The following is a 19,939-nucleotide window of genomic DNA, read 5'->3' as shown; positions in this document are numbered from 1 at the left end:
ATTTCCTGACCTAACCAGAATACCAATCCTGAACAAGCTGCTGTGTCCTTCACCTTTCGGCTTCTCACTCACATTGAATCAACGTCATCTCTCATCTCGAAAACACCTTCGGTGTTGTCAGGTTAAGCCTCACGGTTCATTAGTATTGGTTAGCTCAACGTATCGCTACGCTTACACACCCAACCTATCAACGTCTTAGTCTTAAACGTTCCTTTAGGACCCTTAAAGRGTCAGGGAAGACTCATCTCAAGGCAAGTTTCCCGCTTAGATGCTTTCAGCGGTTATCTCTTCCGCACTTAGCTACCGGGCAATGCCATTGGCATGACAACCCGAACACCAGTGGTGCGTCCACTCCGGTCCTCTCGTACTAGGAGCAGCCCCTTTCAATCTTCCAACGCCCACGGCAGATAGGGACCGAACTGTCTCACGACGTTCTAAACCCAGCTCGCGTACCACTTTAAATGGCGAACAGCCATACCCTTGGGACCTACTTCAGCCCCAGGATGTGATGAGCCGACATCGAGGTGCCAAACACCGCCGTCGATATGAACTCTTGGGCGGTATCAGCCTGTTATCCCCGGAGTACCTTTTATCCGTTGAGCGATGGCCCTTCCATTCAGAACCACCGGATCACTAAGACCTACTTTCGTACCTGCTCGAGTTGTCACTCTCGCAGTCAAGCTGGCTTATGCCTTTGCACTAACCGCATGATGTCCGACCATGCTTAGCCAACCTTCGTGCTCCTCCGTTACGCTTTGGGAGGAGACCGCCCCAGTCAAACTACCCACCAGACACTGTCCGCATCCCGGATAACGGGACRACGTTAGAACATCAAACATTAAAGGGTGGTATTTCAAGGTTGGCTCCATGCAGACTGGCGTCCACACTTCAAAGCCTCCCACCTATCCTACACATCAAGGCTCAATGTTCAGTGTCAAGCTATAGTAAAGGTTCACGGGGTCTTTCCGTCTTGCCGCGGGTACACTGCATCTTCACAGCGAGTTCAATTTCACTGAGTCTCGGGTGGAGACAGCCTGGCCATCATTACGCCATTCGTGCAGGTCGGAACTTACCCGACAAGGAATTTCGCTACCTTAGGACCGTTATAGTTACGGCCGCCGTTTACTGGGGCTTCGATCAAGAGCTTCTCCTTACGGATAACCCCATCAATTAACCTTCCAGCACCGGGCAGGCGTCACACCGTATACGTCCACTTTCGTGTTTGCACAGTGCTGTGTTTTTAATAAACAGTTGCAGCCAGCTGGTATCTGCGACTGGCTTCAGCTCCATCCGCRAGGGACTTCACCTAATGCCAGCGTGCCTTCTCCCGAAGTTACGGCACCATTTTGCCTAGTTCCTTCACCCGAGTTCTCTCAAGCGCCTGAGTATTCTCTACCTGACCACCTGTGTCGGTTTGGGGTACGATTGATGATAATCTAGAGCTTAGAGGCTTTTCCTGGAAGCAGGGCATGAGCTACTTCGCCACCGTAGTGACTCGTCATCAGACCTCAGTGTATGGTGAACCGGATTTGCCTAATTCACCCACCTACATCTTTAAACCGGGACAACCGTCGCCCGGCCAGCCTAGCCTTCTCCGTCCCCCCATCGCAATTATCACCAGTACGGGAATATTAACCCGTTGCCCATCGACTACGCATTTCTGCCTCGCCTTAGGGGTCGACTCACCCTGCCCCGATTAACGTTGGACAGGAACCCTTGGTCTTCCGGCGTGCGGGTTTTTCACCCGCATTATCGTTACTTATGTCAGCATTCGCACTTCTGATACCTCCAGCATGCCTCACAGCACACCTTCACAGGCTTACAGAACGCTCCCCTACCCAACAACATCTAAATGTCGCTGCCGCAGCTTCGGTGCATGGTTTAGCCCCGTTACATCTTCCGCGCAGGCCGACTCGACCAGTGAGCTATTACGCTTTCTTTAAATGATGGCTGCTTCTAAGCCAACATCCTGGCTGTCTGAGCCTTCCCACTTCGTTTCCCACTTAACCATGACTTTGGGACCTTAGCTGGCGGTCTGGGTTGTTTCCCTCTTCACGACGAACGTTAGCACCCGCCGTGTGTCTCCCGTGATAACATTCTTCGGTATTCGTAGTTTGCATCGAGTTGGTAAGTCGGGATGACCCCCTAGTCGAAACAGTGCTCTACCCCCGAAGATGAGTTCACGAGGCGCTACCTAAATAGCTTTCGGGGAGAACCAGCTATCTCCCGGTTTGATTGGCCTTTCACCCCCAGCCACAAGTCATCCGCTAATTTTTCAACATTAGTCGGTTCGGTCCTCCAGTTAGTGTTACCCAACCTTCAACCTGCCCATGGCTAGATCACCGGGTTTCGGGTCTATACCCTGCAACTTATTCGCCCAGTTAAGACTCGGTTTCCCTACGGCTCCCCTATACGGTTAACCTTGCTACAGAATATAAGTCGCTGACCCATTATACAAAAGGTACGCAGTCACACCTCTAAAGGTGCTCCCACTGCTTGTACGTACACGGTTTCAGGTTCTATTTCACTCCCCTCGCCGGGGTTCTTTTCGCCTTTCCCTCACGGTACTGGTTCACTATCGGTCAATCAGGAGTATTTAGCCTTGGAGGATGGTCCCCCCATATTCAGACAGGATAACACGTGTCCCGCCCTACTCGTCGAGTTCACACAAACAGCATCTTCAGATACGGGGCTATCACCCTTTACTGCTGGCCTTTCCAGACCATTCTCCTGATGCGGCTTATGATTAAGACTCTGGGCTGCTCCCCGTTCGCTCGCCGCTACTAGGGGAATCTCGGTTGATTTCTTTTCCTCGAGGTACTGAGATGTTTCAGTTCCCTCGGTTCGCCTCGTTTGACTATGTATTCATCAAACGATAGTGCAACGGATTGCACTGGGTTTCCCCATTCGGATATCGTCGGTTATAACGGTTCATATCACCTTACCGACGCTTTTCGCAGATTAGCACGTCCTTCATCGCCTCTGATTGCCTAGGCATCCACCGTGTACGCTTAGTCGCTTAACCTCACAACCCGAAGGTGTTTCTTTTGTGTCAGTCTGACGGGTCATGGCTGTGCGTGCAGAGATTCGGTGTTGGGCAGTGCGCGCAATGCTCACGTACGATTGTACGCTGCGCTTGCTGTGCGCTGTCCGCCTTGAATCGCTGACTGCTCGCTCATGACGTTGTGTCATCGTAACAGAGAACATCTTCACGTTGAGATTTTTGAGAGACTCTCACATTGTTTAAGCGATAAACAATGTGTGTTGTTTTCAATTTTCAGCTTGTTCCAGATTATTAAAGAGCATAATTATTCGCAATAGACTATTGCTAATCTATTCTGAATAATCAGAAAGTTTATGGTGGAGCTAAGCGGGATCGAACCGCTGACCTCCTGCGTGCAAGGCAGGCGCTCTCCCAGCTGAGCTATAGCCCCATAAAGGTAATCTCAGTATCAATATTAGATAATTTCTTATCTACTTTATGCTTAGTATGCTTAAAGTTACCAATTTTATTTAGTCTAGGCGTGGGTTAGCGAAGTTTACTTCGGTAAACGAGCTGAACCACAACAACGAATAAATAAAATTTGGTAGGCCTGAGTGGACTTGAACCACCGACCTCACCCTTATCAGGGGTGCGCTCTAACCACCTGAGCTACAAGCCTATCGATACCGTTACTCTATTTCATCAGACAATCTGTGTGAGCACGTCACAAAAACACTTCAAGGGTAAGGAGGTGATCCAACCGCAGGTTCCCCTACGGTTACCTTGTTACGACTTCACCCCAGTCATGAATCACAAAGTGGTAAGCGCCCTCCCGAAGGTTAAGCTACCTACTTCTTTTGCAACCCACTCCCATGGTGTGACGGGCGGTGTGTACAAGGCCCGGGAACGTATTCACCGTAGCATTCTGATCTACGATTACTAGCGATTCCGACTTCATGGAGTCGAGTTGCAGACTCCAATCCGGACTACGACGTACTTTATGAGTTCCGCTTGCTCTCGCGAGGTCGCTTCTCTTTGTATACGCCATTGTAGCACGTGTGTAGCCCTACTCGTAAGGGCCATGATGACTTGACGTCATCCCCACCTTCCTCCAGTTTATCACTGGCAGTCTCCTTTGAGTTCCCGACCGAATCGCTGGCAACAAAGGATAAGGGTTGCGCTCGTTGCGGGACTTAACCCAACATTTCACAACACGAGCTGACGACAGCCATGCAGCACCTGTCTCAGAGTTCCCGAAGGCACCTAAGCATCTCTGCTCAGTTCTCTGGATGTCAAGAGTAGGTAAGGTTCTTCGCGTTGCATCGAATTAAACCACATGCTCCACCGCTTGTGCGGGCCCCCGTCAATTCATTTGAGTTTTAACCTTGCGGCCGTACTCCCCAGGCGGTCGATTTAACGCGTTAGCTCCGGAAGCCACTCCTCTAGGGAACAACCTCCAAATCGACATCGTTTACAGCGTGGACTACCAGGGTATCTAATCCTGTTTGCTCCCCACGCTTTCGCACCTGAGCGTCAGTCTTTGTCCAGGGGGCCGCCTTCGCCACCGGTATTCCTCCACATCTCTACGCATTTCACCGCTACACATGGAATTCTACCCCCCTCTACAAGACTCTAGCTGACCAGTCTTAGATGCCATTCCCAGGTTAAGCCCGGGGATTTCACATCTAACTTAATCAACCGCCTGCGTGCGCTTTACGCCCAGTAATTCCGATTAACGCTTGCACCCTCCGTATTACCGCGGCTGCTGGCACGGAGTTAGCCGGTGCTTCTTCTGTCGGTAACGTCAATCGTTGATGATATTAGCATCAACGCCTTCCTCCCGACTGAAAGTACTTTACAACCCTAAGGCCTTCTTCATACACGCGGCATGGCTGCATCAGGCTTGCGCCCATTGTGCAATATTCCCCACTGCTGCCTCCCGTAGGAGTCTGGGCCGTGTCTCAGTCCCAGTGTGGCTGATCATCCTCTCAGACCAGCTAGGGATCGTCGCCTAGGTGAGCCATTACCTCACCTACTAGCTAATCCCATATGGGTTCATCCGATAGCGCAAGGACCGAAGTTCCCCTGCTTTGCTCCTTAGAGATTATGCGGTATTAGCCACCGTTTCCAGTGGTTATCCCCCTCTATCGGGCAGATCCCCATACATTACTCACCCGTCCGCCGCTCGTCAGCGAGAAGCAAGCTTCTCCTGTTACCGCTCGACTTGCATGTGTTAGGCCTGCCGCCAGCGTTCAATCTGAGCCATGATCAAACTCTTCAATTAAAAGTGTTTGATGCTCAAAGAATCTTTACTGTCGCCTGATTTCCGAAGAAACCAGATTACCTATTAGTTCATATGTATATGAATTAACGTGTTAGTCACTCTTCAAGACTTTTTCAATCAAATATTTTTTGATAGTGTCTTGTGAGTGCCCACACAGATTGTCTGATAAATTGTTAAAGAGCGTTGCGACTATCTTTCGATTTTCAACCGTTTAGGTCGTTGTCGCGAGGTGGTGTATATTACTTTTTTCTTTAAGAAAGTCAAGCGATTATTTTCAACTTTTTTCTTTCTTTTTCACCTCTGTCATCATGGTGGTTTTCTTTTCAACCTTGACCACCGAAGCGGTTTATCGTGACAACGGATGCGCATTATAGGGAGATGAAAAATTCTGGCAAGTATTTTTTTGAAAAAAATGACGAGTGCTTTCTTTTTGCACTTTTCGTTTATTTATACTGCAATACTGGCTATTTTCTTACTTTCTTATGCTTAATCTGTTTATAAAAGACGACCTGTTAAGGTCGTCTTTTTATCTTTCAAAGAAAAATCACCTTACAACTATCTACTATTGTTTAGCGACAATCTCATTATTTTCCACATCAAGCACAACAGGTTTGCCTGGAATTAATTTGCCTGACAATATTTCTTGTGCCAATGGGTTCTCTATTTCTTGTTGAATAGCGCGTTTCAATGGGCGAGCACCAAAAATTGGGTCATACCCTGCTTCACCAATTTTTTCTAATGCTGCCGGCGTCGCTGAAACTTCATAGCCATGTTCTTCAAGACGTTTATAAAGTCTGCTAAGTTGAATATTTGCAATATTGGCAATATTCGCTTTATCAAGTGGATGGAATACAACCACTTCATCGATACGGTTGATAAATTCAGGTCTAAAGCTGCGAGTTAGAACCTCCATCACCATATCTTTCATTTCTGGGTAACTGATCCTACCGAAGCTTTCTTGAATTAAATCAGAGCCAAGGTTTGACGTCATGATGATGACCGTATTACGGAAATCAACTGTTCTACCTTGCCCATCAGTTAAACGTCCGTCATCTAATACTTGAAGAAGAATATTGAAAACGTCTGGATGTGCTTTCTCTATTTCATCAAATAAAATAACAGAATAAGGACGACGGCGAACAGCTTCTGTCAAATAACCGCCTTCTTCATAGCCAACATATCCTGGAGGCGCACCTACTAAGCGAGCAACCGCATGTTTTTCCATGAATTCGGACATATCAATACGGATCATTGCATCGTCACTATCAAACATAAAGTTTGCGAGTGCCTTACATAATTCCGTTTTACCTACCCCGGTAGGTCCTAAGAATAAAAACGAACCTATTGGACGATTCGGGTCAGATAACCCTGCACGACTACGGCGGATCGCATTCGAAACGGCGACGACAGCTTCATTCTGGCCAATCACACGTTTGTGTAATTGATGTTCCATGCGCAATAACTTTTCTCTTTCACTTTCCAGCATTCTTGAAACAGGAATACCCGTCCAGCGAGCCAAAATTTCTGCAATCTCAGAGTCAGTCACTTTATTTCGCAGAAGCTTCATATTTTTGCCTTCTGCTTTTGTTGCTGACTCGAGTTGTTTTTCTAACTCAGGAATACGACCATATTGCAACTCAGACATTTTAGCTAGATCACCGCCACGACGTGCTTTTTCCATTTCATAGCGAGCATGTTCTAGCTCTGTTTTGATGTGCTGAGTACCGGTTAATGAAGCTTTTTCTGCTTTCCACTCTTCTTCTAATGAGGCATATTCGCGTTCTTTTTCTGCAAGCTCATCTTCTAGCATCTCAAGGCGTTTTTTACTTGCATCATCAGACTCTTTTTTCAGTGCCTGTTGTTCGAGTTTGAGCTGAATGATACGACGTTCTAAACGATCTAATGCTTCAGGTTTAGAGTCCATCTGCATACGCAGACTGGCACCAGCTTCATCAATAAGGTCAATAGCTTTATCTGGCAACATACGGTCACTAATATAGCGATGTGACAATGTTGCAGCAGCGACAATAGCGGGGTCAGTGATTTGCACATGATGGTGCAATTCATAGCGTTCTTTTAATCCACGCAAAATAGCGATGGTATCTTCAACACTTGGTTCCGCAACATAGACTTTTTGGAAACGGCGTTCTAGTGCCGGATCTTTTTCTATATATTGGCGATATTCATCTAATGTTGTTGCACCTACGCAATGTAGTTCACCACGCGCTAATGCAGGTTTTAACATATTTCCTGCATCCATAGCACCGTCAGCTTTACCTGCACCAACCATAGTATGTAATTCATCGATAAACAGAATGACATTGCCTTCCTGTTTAGCTAAATCATTGAGTACTGCTTTTAAACGCTCTTCAAATTCACCACGGAATTTTGCACCCGCTATCAAAGCCCCCATATCAAGGGATAATACTCTTTTATTTTTTAGTCCTTCAGGGACTTCACCATTGACAATTCGTTGTGCTAAACCTTCAACAATCGCTGTTTTACCAACACCGGGTTCACCAATCAGCACTGGATTGTTTTTTGTTCGACGTTGTAATACCTGAATGGTGCGGCGAATTTCTTCATCACGTCCAATAACTGGGTCTAATTTTCCCTGTTCAGCACGTTCAGTCAGGTCTACAGTATATTTTTTCAAAGCTTGGCGCTGGTCTTCAGCGCTTTGGTCATTCACGTTTTCTCCACCACGCATCTGTTCTATTGCCTTATTTAAATTAGCTTTATTGACACCGGCCGCTTTAAGCATATCTGCAAGTGATGTATTAGCTTCTAAAGCAGCGGGAAGAAATAATTCGGAAGAGATGTACTCATCTCCATATTTTTGTGCGAGTTGATCACACAAATTCAAGTGACGGATTAAATCATTTGATGGTTGCACATCACCTGCAACACCTTGTACTTGAGGTAAACGCTCAAGTGCATCTTCAATTTTTTGTTTGAATTGGTTGGCATTGACGCCAATAGTAGTCAATAGCGGGCGGACTGAACCATTTTCCTGATTAAATAATGCACTTAACAAATGAATTGGTTCGATAAACTGATTTTCGCGCCCAAGGGCTAATGACTGGGCGTCAGCGAGAGCTTGCTGGAATTTATTAGTTAAACGATCCAGACGCATAACACCTCCATTTTGGATAAGATTAAATTCGCATCTATATACATAAATAGGGGTTATTTTTTATTATTCAAGCTTACTGTGTAATTATTTTAACGGTATCCTTTAATTTAGAATAATTAACTAATTAAAGGTCATTTATCCATATCAATGAAGCCATGCGCCCCGTCTTTCCTTCTCGGCGATAGGAAAAAAATCTGTTTTTATCTGTAACGGTACAAAATGAGCCGCCATAAATTGATGTAAGTCCCATTCTTTGAAGTTTTTTTCTAGCTAAAAAATAGATATCCGCTAAAAATTTATCGCCATAAGCTGTAAAACCACCCGCTAATTCATTTGATTGATTAATAAATGCTTCACGTACTTCAGCGCCAACTTCAAATTTTTCGGGGCCAATAGCAGGACCCAGCCATGCCATTATTTCATTGGTAGGATCAGAGAATTTTGCAAGTGTATTTTCCAGTATACCTTCACACAAGCCACGCCACCCTGCATGAGCCGCTGCGACCTCGCTACCATCTTTACTGCAAAATAGAACGGGCAAGCAATCAGCAGTCATAATAGCGCAAACTTGGCCAACTTGGTTACTATAAACCGCATCTGCTTGATTATTAATTATAATTTCATCTGTTAGATTTAATACCTTTGTGCCATGCACTTGCTCAAGCCACAACGGTGGTTGTGGCAAGTTGGCAATTTCTAAAAGATGTTGGCGATTTTTACTGACTAACATTGGATCATCCCCAACGTGCCCACCTAAATTTAAACTATCAAAAGGCGGTAAGCTGACACCACCAAGGCGCGTGGTGCTACAACTTATTATATTTGCAGGTTGTGGCCAGTCAGGAAAAATCAGTGAGTTCATTACCAATCCATATTGTCTTTGTGTAATTGAAAATCGGCTTTTAAGGCATCAATTAACTCAACCATATCATCAGGTAAAGGGGCATGCCACTCCATTTGAATTCCTGAAATAGGGTGATATAAACGTAACATCGTTGCATGAAGAGCTTGACGATCAAAATTACGCATGACTTCAAGAAACTCTTCACTGGCTCCTTTTAAAGGACGAGGACGGCCACCGTATAAAGGATCACCAATAAGCGGATGATTGATATGAGCCATATGAACTCTTATCTGATGTGTCCGCCCTGTTTCTAGACGTAAACGTAAACGCGTATGCGCTCTAAAATGCTCCATTATCCGATAATGTGTGATAGCCGGTTTCCCCATAGGGTGAACTGCCATATGTGTCCGTTTAGTTGGATGGCGTGATATCGGCTCTTCAACCATACCACCAGCGGTCATTCTACCAACTGCAACAGCTTCATATTCTCGGGTGATTTCGCGCAACTGCAATGATTCAACTAAGCGTGTTTGCGCCGGCACAGTTTTTGCCACCACCATTAATCCTGTCGTATCTTTATCCAAACGGTGAACAATACCAGCTCGCGGCACATCAACAATTTCAGGATAGCGATAAAGTAATGCATTTAGTATGGTGCCATCCGGATTTCCCGCTCCCGGATGAACAACTAAACCTCGCGGTTTATTAATCACAAGAATATCTTCATCTTCATAAACAACATCAAGAGGAATATCTTGAGGCTCCCAACGATTATCTTCTTCAATGATTGCATCGATTAAAATTTGTTCGCCACCTAAAACTTTTTCCTTTGGCTTATTGATAACTTTCCCATTAACCTGCACTCTATCATCTAAAATCCACTCTTTTATGCGTGAACGCGAATAATCAGGGAACAATTCTGCTAAAGCCTGATCTAAACGTTGACCGAGCTGTGATTCAGCAACAGATGCATTAAGTTGTACTTGTTGAGCCATAAATTAATCTACTTTTTAGTGTTTGTATTTTGACGGCAACGCCGTTTTATTTAAAATATATGCTATTGTAACTCGAATTTTTGCCGGGAGCCTTACGGATAGTCTCCCTTCGAAACACTCAGAGGATAACCAACACGTGATGATACGTATAAAATATCTGGTGGCCGCAGCCACGTTGAGCCTGGTTCTCACCGGCTGTTCCAGCAATAATGAAGTCAGCCCTGATAGCACCCCGGCTGAAATGTATAGTATTGGCCAGCAGAAGTTGCAGGACGGCAACTATAAAGCAGCCATCAAGCAACTGGAAGCATTGGATAATCGCTATCCATTTGGTCCATACGCCCAACAGGTTCAATTAGATCTTATTTACGCTTATTATAAATCAGCAGAATTACCCATGGCGATAGCGGCAATCGACCGTTTTATGCGTTTGAATCCTACTCACCCAAATATTGACTATGTGCTATATATGCGCGGTTTAACAGCAATGGCCTTGGATGATAGTGCACTTCAAGGCTTCTTTGGTATTGACCGTTCAGATAGAGATCCGCAACATGCAAGAGTTGCTTTTCAAGATTTTAGCCAGTTAGCTCGCTATTATCCGAACAGCCTTTATGCAAATGATGCCAGCAAACGTTTAATCTATTTAAAAGATCGTTTAGCTAGATTTGATCTCTCCGTCATTGAATATTACAACAAACGAGGGGCATATGTCGCGGTTGTCAATCGCGCACAACAAATGCTCAGAGACTATCCTGATACAGAAGCCACTCGTAATGCCCTGAAATATATGGAAATTGCATATAATAAAATGGGGCTAGATATGGAAGCAAATAAAGTGTCTAGTATCATAGCTGCAAATACTAACTAGTTGATATTGCAGGAAGTAAAAATGGCAGCGAAAGCTGCTGTTTTTATTTCGTCAATAAAATATAAATATGAAGTAAAAACAGATGATATGAATTGAAATAATTTGAATTTTTAATCTACTGTTGACTCTGTTTACACTTACTTTGGCCTAAGCTTCTCTAACTCATCCACTATTTTTAATCACATGATTACATTCAGAGAGCAAATAAACAATCTTCAATCATAACCTAAGCCAATTTTTGTCTAGCCATAATAAATAGAGTGACATCTAAATTATTTGGGCTAATCAACAATCTTAGCGTTTATCTAACTCATGAATAATTAAGTCAACTTCTTATAAAATGACTCTTTAAATAGTTATTCATGTAATCACTAAAATTTAGCCCAAAAAAAGTACCGACTATTAACCGTTTTCATAGTCAACTTTATCAGTCTCGCCTAAATGCTCATGGTTGGCAATCTTTTTACGTCTCTTTTTTATCACTAATCACAATCAAAAATTTGAAGTAATATCTCTTAGCTTAAATGTGATCTGTGTCAATTTTTTTAGCTACATACTGGGTATTCTGAATACATTGAAGACGGTAACCATAAGAGGTAACTATATGATAGTGAACATAACTAGCAAACAAATGGATATTACCCCCGCTATCCGCGATCATATTGAGAGCCGTCTAACGAAGCTAAATAAATGGCAAGTCTCTTTAATTAACACACATGTTGTTTTATCCAAAGATCCACATGGTTTTATTGTGGATGCAAATATAAAAACCGCTACAGGTAAACTCGTAGCAAGTGCTAAACATGAAGATATGTATGTTGCTATAAATGAATTAATTAACAAACTCGAAAGACAACTAAACAAAGCACAACATAAAGGAGAATCAAGAAGAGCAAACAATAGTGTAAAAGAAGCGAACCTCGTTACGTTATAATTTTATATTATCTATTCACTAATCTTGAAACCTTGCTAACGCGCCCATAATGGGCGCGTTCTTATTATCAACCATTTTTTTGTTGACAACTGACTAAGTATCGGGTCTATTTAATAATCTTTATCAGCATTAGCGGAAAATTTTCAATGAATACGAATTTTGTTTTCTTTTTTTTCTTTAGTCACTTTTATTAGGGGCTGCTGTCGTTCGAGAAAGAAAAGAAGACACAATTTTAAAGCCCCCTACTTAGGGGGCTTTTTTATTCACTTTAGGGTTATAGGGTCGAAAGCATGGATAACAGCACTAATTTACTAAAAGTACGCGAAAAAATTAGCCTATTAGACAGTGAACTTCTCAATTTACTCGCGAAAAGACGAGGATATGCCGTTGAAGTTGCACAAACTAAGTTAGAAGATAATCGCCCTATCCGAGATAAAGAGCGGGAACGCCAGCTACTTGATGTTTTAATTAATAAAGCCAAGCCTCTAGGATTAGATGGCTTCTACGTCACTCGCTTATTCCAAATGATTATTGAGGACTCAGTCCTAACCCAGCAAGCGATTTTGCAGCAACATTTAAATCTAACACCCAATGATTCTGCTCGTTTCGCTTTTTTAGGCCCTAAAGGTTCATATTCGCATATTGCAGCTCGCCAATATTCAGCTCGTCACTTTGATCAATTGATTGAATGTAGCTGCCATAAATTCCAAGATATTTTTTCACTAGTTGAAAGTGGTCAAGCGGACTATGGCATTTTGCCCATAGAAAATACCAGCTCTGGCGCAATTAACGATGTGTATGATTTATTGCAAAATACACCGCTTTCTATTGTTGGAGAAATTCGTTTACCTATTAATCATTGTCTGCTGACTACAGGTGAAACTGATCTTAGTAAGATTGATACCGTTTATAGTCACCCGCAACCATTCCAGCAATGTAGCCAATTTTTAGCAAAATTCCCTCATTGGAAAATTGAATATTGCGATAGCACCTCAACGGCAATGCAAAATGTGGCCGAACAAAATAAACCAAATGTTGCGGCGCTAGGAAGTGAAGCGGGTGGCTCACTTTATGGGTTGAAAGTTCTAGAGCACAATCTTGCCAACCAGCAAATAAATATGACTCGTTTTATTGTTGTTGCGCAGCAATCAATAGAAGTGACAGAACAAGTTCCCGCGAAAACGACATTACTTATTACAACAGGACAACAAGCTGGTGCATTAGTCGATGCGTTAGTTATTTTAAAAAATAATAAAATAATCATGAGTAAACTAGAATCTCGCCCAATTAATGGAAAACCTTGGGAAGAGATGTTTTATATTGATGTTCATGCAAACTTGCGTACAGCAAATATGCAACAAGCATTGAAGGAATTATCAAGCATTACTCGTTCATTAAAAGTGCTGGGTTGTTATCCTTCAGAAAATATTGTTCCCGTTGAGCCTGAAAAAATTACGCCTTAACCCATTATGTATAACGTCATTAAGCGCAAATAAATTTACCTCGGCAATAACTAACTAAACGTAGTTAATTGTTGTCGAGAGATTAATTTTAAATGATAGTTTTTCCGGTATGAGTAAAGTAAAAAAATTAATAAAAAGAATAGATTGAGAAAAGGAACAGATAGAATAGGCTCCCAAAATGGAAGCCCTTATTGAATTATTTTCGATTGTCATTTGCTCGTTGTAGCAACGACTGGCTTTCTGTCATGAAATGATTCGCAGATTCACCAAACCATTCACTCACTAAATTAAATTGATTAATAAATTCTGTTTTATCTTTTCTATTGAGCATCTCAATTGATTTACCCAATAATTGATAATAGCGACGTATTAACTCAATGTTTTCATCTGAAGACATAATAATATCTGCATATAATTGTGGATCTTGAGCAAATAGCCTTCCAACCATAGCGAGTTCTAAGCGATAAATTGGTGATGACAAATCCAATAGTTGTTGTAAATCAACATCTTCCTGTGCCAAATTTTGACCATAAGTGAATGTTGTAAAATGGCGAAGTGCTTGGATAAAACTCATGTTTCTATCATGTTCACTTGCACTAATTTTTTTCAACCTTGCTCCCCAAACCAATAATTGTTCAAGGAACCATTGATATGAAGCACTTTCTCTGCCATCACAATAAGCAAAAACTTGTTTAGCAACACTCCCCACATCTGGCCCAAACATAGGATGTAAACCTAATACAGGACCTTCATGCACCTCTAACATCGCAGTTAAAGGTTCTTGTTTTATTGATGCAATATCAATCAGGATTGTGTCTTTATTTAATTTAGGCAGCTTATGAATAACTTCAACTGTCAAATGAATAGGGACACTGACGACAACAATACTTGCATCAGCAACAAGAGATTCAGCCTGTTCCCAATCACCTTCGCCGAGTGTTTTGACTTGGTATCCAGATAAGGTCAGAAGGCGGTTAAAGAGCTGTCCCATCTTTCCTTCGCCACCCACAATCACTATAGGGCCAGCATCAGGCTTTAATGTTTTAAAACCTTTATCATTTTCTCTTGCATAAGACTCACGCATAATTCGACGTAGAATATCTTCAATCAGCTCAGGAGGCACACCAATACGCTCAGCTTCTTGGCGCCGCGCCTCCAACATACTCGCTTCTCGTTCAGGTACATAAATTGGTAGCCCATGCTGGCTCTTTATTTCGCCAACCTCCGCGACGAGTTGTAGCCGTTTAGCTAACAAATCTAATAAAGATTTATCAACCTCATCAATTTGTTTTCTAATATGGGATAATTCAACAGACATTCCTGTACCTTGTATCAGCTTGCGATTTCAAATTTCTTTGCGCGTTGTTCAAGCACGGGTAATAGTGTTTGATGTAAATTGCGCAATACCGTCTCTGTAGTTTGCCAGTTTATGCAGGCATCTGTCACTGATACACCATATTTCATTTCACTACGTGGCTGTTCAGAACTTTGATTGCCTTCATTCAAATGGCTTTCCAACATAATACCTATTATTGATTGATTTCCATCATTTATTTGCTCAATGATAGAGTCAATCACTAAAGGCTGACGACGGTAATCTTTATTTGAATTACCATGACTGCAATCAATCATCAAAGATGGCTCAAGGCCTGCTTTTCTCATTTCAGCCTCGCAAGCAGCAATATCTTCTGGGTTATAGTTTGGTGTTTTACCGCCACGCAAAATAATGTGCCCATTTTCATTGCCATTTGTATGCAATAAGCTGACTTGTCCAGATTGATTAATACCCATAAAACGGTGTGGCATAGAAGCCGCTTTCATTGCATTGATCGCCGTTGACAAGCTACCGTCTGTTCCGTTTTTAAATCCGACCGGCATAGACAAACCAGATGCCATTTCGCGGTGAGTTTGTGATTCATTAGTTCTTGCGCCAATTGCAGACCAGCTAAATAGATCACCTAAGTACTGAGGGTTATTAGGATCAAGTGCTTCCGTTGCAAGAGGTAACCCCATATTAACTAAATTAGTTAGGAGATCTCGCGCAATATGCAACCCTTTTTCCATATCAAAAGAGCCATCCATAAATGGATCACTAATTAAGCCTTTCCAACCTACTGTTGTCCGAGGTTTTTCAAAATACACACGCATCACAATATATAAACTATCACTTAATTCTTCAGCAAGCTTTTGTAAACGTTGACCGTACTCAATAGCAGCATCGACATCATGAATTGAACAAGGGCCGCAAACTACCAGCAAACGAGGATCACGTTGATGAATAATATCAGCAATTATTTCGCGTGATTGGGCGATAGCATGCAGGTTATTTTTGCTCAATGGAAATTTCTGTTTTAAATCTTCTGGTGTAATGAGTACTTGTTCATCACGTATATTGACATTATTGAGTACATCTTTTTGCATGATCATATTTATTACCTGCCTAGCTATTGTTTATATATTGTGTTTGTGTGCTGAAGACATAACATACCATGCATCGTAAAGATTACAATCCAAAAATGGAAATTAATTATAGATATGTAAATAATTAATTACACACAAATAACTCATTGAAAACATCATCATTATTTTATACAATATTAAATACATGACTATAAAACAATCAACTAAAATTTATTTAGTAAATATATATTTACGATTTTAAATAAAATACATATTGTTAATATAGAAAGGATTTAGGAATAATGAGGAAATAAATCAATGGAATTTGGTTATAAATTCAGAAAAAAATGAATATATAACAAATTGGTGAGCAGTAGATACAGAAAGGCCCACTTTCGTGGGCCTTATCGTAACTTTCGGATGTAGCGAAAGCGTATTACTTGGCGTTCAGACGCTCTTTAATACGAGCTGCCTTACCAGAACGCTCACGCAGGTAGTACAGTTTAGCTCTGCGAACAGCACCACGACGTTTAACAGCAATGCTATCTACGACTGGAGAGTGAGTTTGGAATACACGCTCAACACCTTCGCCGTTAGAAATTTTACGAACAGTGAATGCAGAGTGCAGACCGCGGTTACGAATAGCAATAACCACGCCCTCAAATGCCTGCAGACGTTTTTTAGAGCCTTCTACGACCCATACCTTAACTTCGACAGTATCACCCTGACGGAATGAAGGTACATCCTGCTTCATCTGCTCTTGTTCAAGTTGTTTAATAATGTTGCTCATAATAATTCTCTTACCCTAGGTAAACTGATATATGTTAGACAATAAATCAATTGTCTGGATTCATTTGTTGCTCAGACTGATATTCATTTTGAAACTCAGTCAGCAACATCCTCTGCTCGTCAGTCAGAGCTAGGCTTTCTAGAAGCTCAGGTCTTCTAAGCCAGGTACGGCCCAGTGATTGCTTCATACGCCAGCTATTTATCTTTGCATGGTTTCCTGATAATAAAACATCAGGAACTTGCATGTCGTCTAATATTTCAGGGCGAGTATAGTGCGGACAATCGAGCAAACCATCAACAAAAGAGTCTTCTTGTGCTGAGGCCTGATGACCGAGAACCCCGGGTATAAACCGAGAAACTGAGTCTATCAACACCATTGCGGGGAGTTCCCCACCACTGAGAACATAATCACCGATTGACCATTCTTCATCAATTTCGGTTTGAATGATCCGTTCATCAATGCCTTCATATCGGCCACAAACAAGAATTAACTTCTCATTTGTCGCTAATTCGCAAACGCCGTCTTGACTAAGTTTGCGTCCCTGAGGTGACAGATAAATAACCTTTGCACCTTCACCGGCCTCAGTTCTTGCTGTATTGATGGCATCCTTTAAAGGTTGAACCATCATCAGCATGCCTGGACCACCGCCATAAGGGCGATCGTCGACTGTTTTGTGTTTATCGTGCGTAAAATCTCTAGGATTCCAACACTCAACAGACAACAGGCCATTTTTCACTGCCCGACCAGTTACCCCGTATTCGGTTATTGCGCGGAACATTTCGGGAAACAGGCTAATAACACCAATCCACATTATTTAGTCCCACTCATAAAAACCGTTTAACCGGAGATTTAAAAACCAGGATCCCAATCAACTTCAACGAGTTTGGAATTGAGATCGACTTTCTTGATAACCTGCCCATCAAGAAACGGAACTAAACGTTCCTTGATGCCAAATGCATCTTTCAAATTTGCCTTAATCACCAAAACATCATTTGAGCCCGTTTCCATCATATCAACGATAGTTCCGAGGTCGTATCCTTGTAACGTTACGACATGGCAGCCCATTAGGTCTTTCCAGTAATATTCGTTACTGTCTAATTCTGGAAGTTGTGTTGAATCAACAACAATTTCAAAATTAGTCAGGAGTGTTGCAGCATCACGGTCATCAACACCTTTCAGCTTAACAACGATGTCTTTATTGTGGTGTTTCCAATCTTCCAGCTCAATATGTTGCCACTGACCTGAACGTTGGATAAACCAAGGCTGATAATCAAAAATACTTTCAGCTTGTTCGGTGGACGAAAAAACTTTGAGCCAACCACGAATCCCATATGCAGCGCCTAATTTTCCCAAAACAATTGGGTTAGTAGGAGGCACTAGATCTATTTGCTTGCTCATAGTTACCACCGTGACAGATTAAGCTGCTTTTTTAGCTTGTTTGACCAGTTGTGCAACACGGTCAGAAACAGTTGCACCCAGGCCAACCCAATGTTCAACGCGGTCTAGGTCTAAACGCAGTTCTTCTGCTTGACCAGATGCGATTGGGTTGAAGAAACCGATACGTTCGATGAAACGACCGTCACGCGCATTGCGGCTATCGGTTACTACGATTTGGTAGAACGGACGCTTTTTTGCGCCGCCACGAGATAAACGAATTGTTACCATAACATCCTCATTAGTTAATAAAACAACCAGACTCCATCGAGGGATAGAGTCCGGTTGTCATATAAAAAGCCCGAAAATTTTACTCGCTTTGATATAAAAATCAATCAAAAGTATATAATCTTTGCGGCTTCATTGCTTAACGCCCCGGAAAACCCGGTGGCATCATTCCTTTCATGCCGCGCATCATCTTGGCTAGGCCGCCTTTTTTCATTTTTTTCATCATGCGTTGCATATCATCAAATTGTTTTAAAAGACGGTTAACTTCTTGCACTGTTGTACCAGAACCTGCCGCAATACGACGTTTACGTGAGCCTTTAATGATCTCAGGTTTCTCACGTTCTTTGCGCGTCATCGAATTAATCATTGCTTCCATACGGATGGTCACTTTGTCATCCATTTGCGATTTGACAGCATCAGGAACTTGAGACATTCCTGGAATTTTGCTCATCATACTCGCCATACCACCCATATTACGCATCTGTTTTAGTTGACTTAAGAAATCATTTAAATCAAATCCATCGCCTGTCTTTAGCTTTTTAGCTAATTTCTCAGCTTGGTCACGGTCAACTTTATGTTCGATCTCTTCAATCAGAGATAAAACATCACCCATCCCCAAAATTCGTGATGCAACACGCTCAGGATGGAAAGGCTCTAGGGCGTCCGTTTTTTCACCAACCCCTAAAAACTTAATTGGCTTACCCGTGATTGAGCGAATTGATAATGCGGCACCACCTCGGGCATCACCATCAACTTTCGTCAATACAACCCCAGTAAGTGGCAGTGCTTCATTGAAAGCTTTAGCCGTGTTTGCAGCATCTTGACCTGTCATCGCATCGACGACAAATAAGGTTTCAACAGGGTTGATAATCCGATGGACTTCTTTAATTTCATCCATCATCGCTTCATCAACGTGCAAACGCCCTGCGGTATCCACCAACAGCACATCGTAGAATTGCACTTGAGCATGTTTTAATGCTTTTTGCACAATTGCAGCTGGTTTTTCTTGAGCATTTGAAGGGAAGAAATCAATGCCGACAGTTTCTGCCAATGTTTCCAATTGTTTAATCGCCGCAGGGCGATAAACGTCAGCAGAAACAACTAAGACTTTTTTCTTCTGTTTTTCCTTGAGTAATTTACCTAGCTTAGCAACGCTAGTCGTTTTACCCGCACCTTGCAAACCCGCCATCAAAACAACGGCTGGAGGCTGAGCAGACAAGTTTAGCTGATGGTTTTCTTCTCCCATCGCTCTTGTCAGTTCATTTTGGACAATTTTAATAAATTCTTGTCCTGGTGTTAGGCTTTTATTGACATCTTGACCAACAGCGCTTTCTTTGACCTTTTGAATGAATTCACGGACAACAGGTAACGCAACGTCAGCTTCCAACAAAGCCATGCGAACTTCACGTAGTGTATCTTTAATATTATCGTCAGTCAGCCGACCACGCCCGCTGATGTTGCGCAAAGTGCGCGATAGTCTGTCAGTTAAATTATCAAACATATGTCTTAGCTCAATTCTATTGATGGGCTTACTGTTGAAGCTAGATTTGGTTACTCATACTCGAAAATACAAGTAC

At 42.5% G+C, this 19,939-nt stretch carries 13 protein-coding genes, 2 tRNA genes, 2 rRNA genes and 1 other annotated feature; of the genes, 3 read left to right on the top strand and 14 right to left on the bottom strand.

The features are described 5' to 3' along the window. Positions 1-118: 118 nt before the first annotated feature. The 7 genes from OO7_RS05620 to rluD all read right to left on the bottom strand — a co-directional run bounded on the left by OO7_RS05620 (position 119) and on the right by rluD (position 10,242). Positions 119-3,025 (bottom strand): 23S ribosomal RNA (locus OO7_RS05620). A gap of 333 nt (positions 3,026-3,358) precedes the next feature. Further along, positions 3,359-3,434, bottom strand: a tRNA-Ala gene (locus OO7_RS05615). 151 nt (positions 3,435-3,585) lie between these two features. Beyond that, positions 3,586-3,662 (bottom strand) — tRNA-Ile (locus OO7_RS05610). Positions 3,663-3,727: 65 nt separating this feature from the next. Then, a 16S ribosomal RNA gene (locus OO7_RS05605) occupies positions 3,728-5,267 on the bottom strand. The 16S and 23S rRNA genes sit together here with 2 tRNA genes alongside, the layout of an rRNA operon. Positions 5,268-5,829: 562 nt before the next feature. Continuing rightward, the gene (gene clpB, locus OO7_RS05600; protein ID WP_008914991.1) at positions 5,830-8,403 is read right to left on the bottom strand and encodes an ATP-dependent chaperone ClpB; all 2,574 of its coding nucleotides are present in this window, start codon (positions 8,401-8,403) and stop codon (positions 5,830-5,832) included. Positions 8,404-8,527: 124 nt separating this feature from the next. Beyond that, a complete protein-coding gene (gene yfiH, locus OO7_RS05595) occupies positions 8,528-9,265 on the bottom strand; it encodes a purine nucleoside phosphorylase YfiH (protein WP_008914990.1) in 738 nt (245 codons plus the stop codon). Beyond that, positions 9,265-10,242, bottom strand: a complete 978-nt coding sequence (gene rluD / locus OO7_RS05590) for a 23S rRNA pseudouridine(1911/1915/1917) synthase RluD (protein ID WP_008914989.1) — start codon at positions 10,240-10,242, stop codon at positions 9,265-9,267. The genes yfiH and rluD overlap by 1 nt, the downstream gene beginning before the upstream one ends. A gap of 139 nt (positions 10,243-10,381) precedes the next feature. On the opposite strand from rluD, the gene bamD reads away from it, so the two are divergent. The 3 genes from bamD to pheA all read left to right on the top strand — a co-directional run bounded on the left by bamD (position 10,382) and on the right by pheA (position 13,510). Next, positions 10,382-11,113: an outer membrane protein assembly factor BamD gene (gene bamD, locus OO7_RS05585; RefSeq protein WP_008914988.1), complete on the top strand. Its 732-nt coding sequence runs from the start codon at positions 10,382-10,384 to the stop codon at positions 11,111-11,113. Positions 11,114-11,717: 604 nt separating this feature from the next. After that, a complete protein-coding gene (gene raiA, locus OO7_RS05580) occupies positions 11,718-12,047 on the top strand; it encodes a ribosome-associated translation inhibitor RaiA (RefSeq protein ID WP_008914987.1) in 330 nt (109 codons plus the stop codon). A gap of 145 nt (positions 12,048-12,192) precedes the next feature. Further along, positions 12,193-12,311 (top strand) — a sequence feature (Phe leader region). Between the two features lie 26 nt (positions 12,312-12,337). Continuing rightward, entirely contained in the window at positions 12,338-13,510 is a 1,173-nt protein-coding gene (gene pheA, locus OO7_RS05575) for a bifunctional chorismate mutase/prephenate dehydratase (protein ID WP_008914986.1), read from the top strand. A 196-nt stretch (positions 13,511-13,706) separates the two neighbouring features. On the opposite strand, the gene tyrA is transcribed toward pheA, so the two are convergent. From tyrA to ffh, 7 genes are all read right to left on the bottom strand, one after another. Beyond that, positions 13,707-14,828 carry a bifunctional chorismate mutase/prephenate dehydrogenase gene (gene tyrA, locus OO7_RS05570; RefSeq protein ID WP_008914985.1) on the bottom strand — a complete coding sequence of 374 codons (1,122 nt, stop codon included), beginning with the start codon at positions 14,826-14,828 and terminating at the stop codon, positions 13,707-13,709. A gap of 14 nt (positions 14,829-14,842) precedes the next feature. Then, complete coding sequence (locus OO7_RS05565) at positions 14,843-15,937, bottom strand: 3-deoxy-7-phosphoheptulonate synthase (RefSeq protein WP_043892657.1); 1,095 nt, start codon at positions 15,935-15,937, stop codon at positions 14,843-14,845. 409 nt (positions 15,938-16,346) lie between these two features. Then, positions 16,347-16,700 carry a 50S ribosomal protein L19 gene (gene rplS, locus OO7_RS05560; RefSeq protein WP_004914006.1) on the bottom strand — a complete coding sequence of 118 codons (354 nt, stop codon included), beginning with the start codon at positions 16,698-16,700 and terminating at the stop codon, positions 16,347-16,349. 46 nt (positions 16,701-16,746) lie between these two features. Then, entirely contained in the window at positions 16,747-17,511 is a 765-nt protein-coding gene (trmD, locus tag OO7_RS05555) for a tRNA (guanosine(37)-N1)-methyltransferase TrmD (RefSeq protein ID WP_008914983.1), read from the bottom strand. Positions 17,512-17,549: 38 nt separating this feature from the next. Next, positions 17,550-18,098: a ribosome maturation factor RimM gene (gene rimM, locus OO7_RS05550; protein ID WP_008914982.1), complete on the bottom strand. Its 549-nt coding sequence runs from the start codon at positions 18,096-18,098 to the stop codon at positions 17,550-17,552. 18 nt (positions 18,099-18,116) lie between these two features. Beyond that, positions 18,117-18,365: a 30S ribosomal protein S16 gene (gene rpsP / locus OO7_RS05545; protein ID WP_008914981.1), complete on the bottom strand. Its 249-nt coding sequence runs from the start codon at positions 18,363-18,365 to the stop codon at positions 18,117-18,119. A 136-nt stretch (positions 18,366-18,501) separates the two neighbouring features. Then, the gene (gene ffh, locus OO7_RS05540; RefSeq protein WP_008914980.1) at positions 18,502-19,863 is read right to left on the bottom strand and encodes a signal recognition particle protein; all 1,362 of its coding nucleotides are present in this window, start codon (positions 19,861-19,863) and stop codon (positions 18,502-18,504) included. Positions 19,864-19,939 lie beyond the last annotated feature (76 nt).

This window comes from Providencia sneebia DSM 19967, assembly GCF_000314895.2.
GTDB classification, from domain to species: domain Bacteria; phylum Pseudomonadota; class Gammaproteobacteria; order Enterobacterales; family Enterobacteriaceae; genus Providencia; species Providencia sneebia.
Note: the sequence above shows the minus strand (reverse complement) of the source record. Positions and strands in the feature narration are given on the sequence as shown.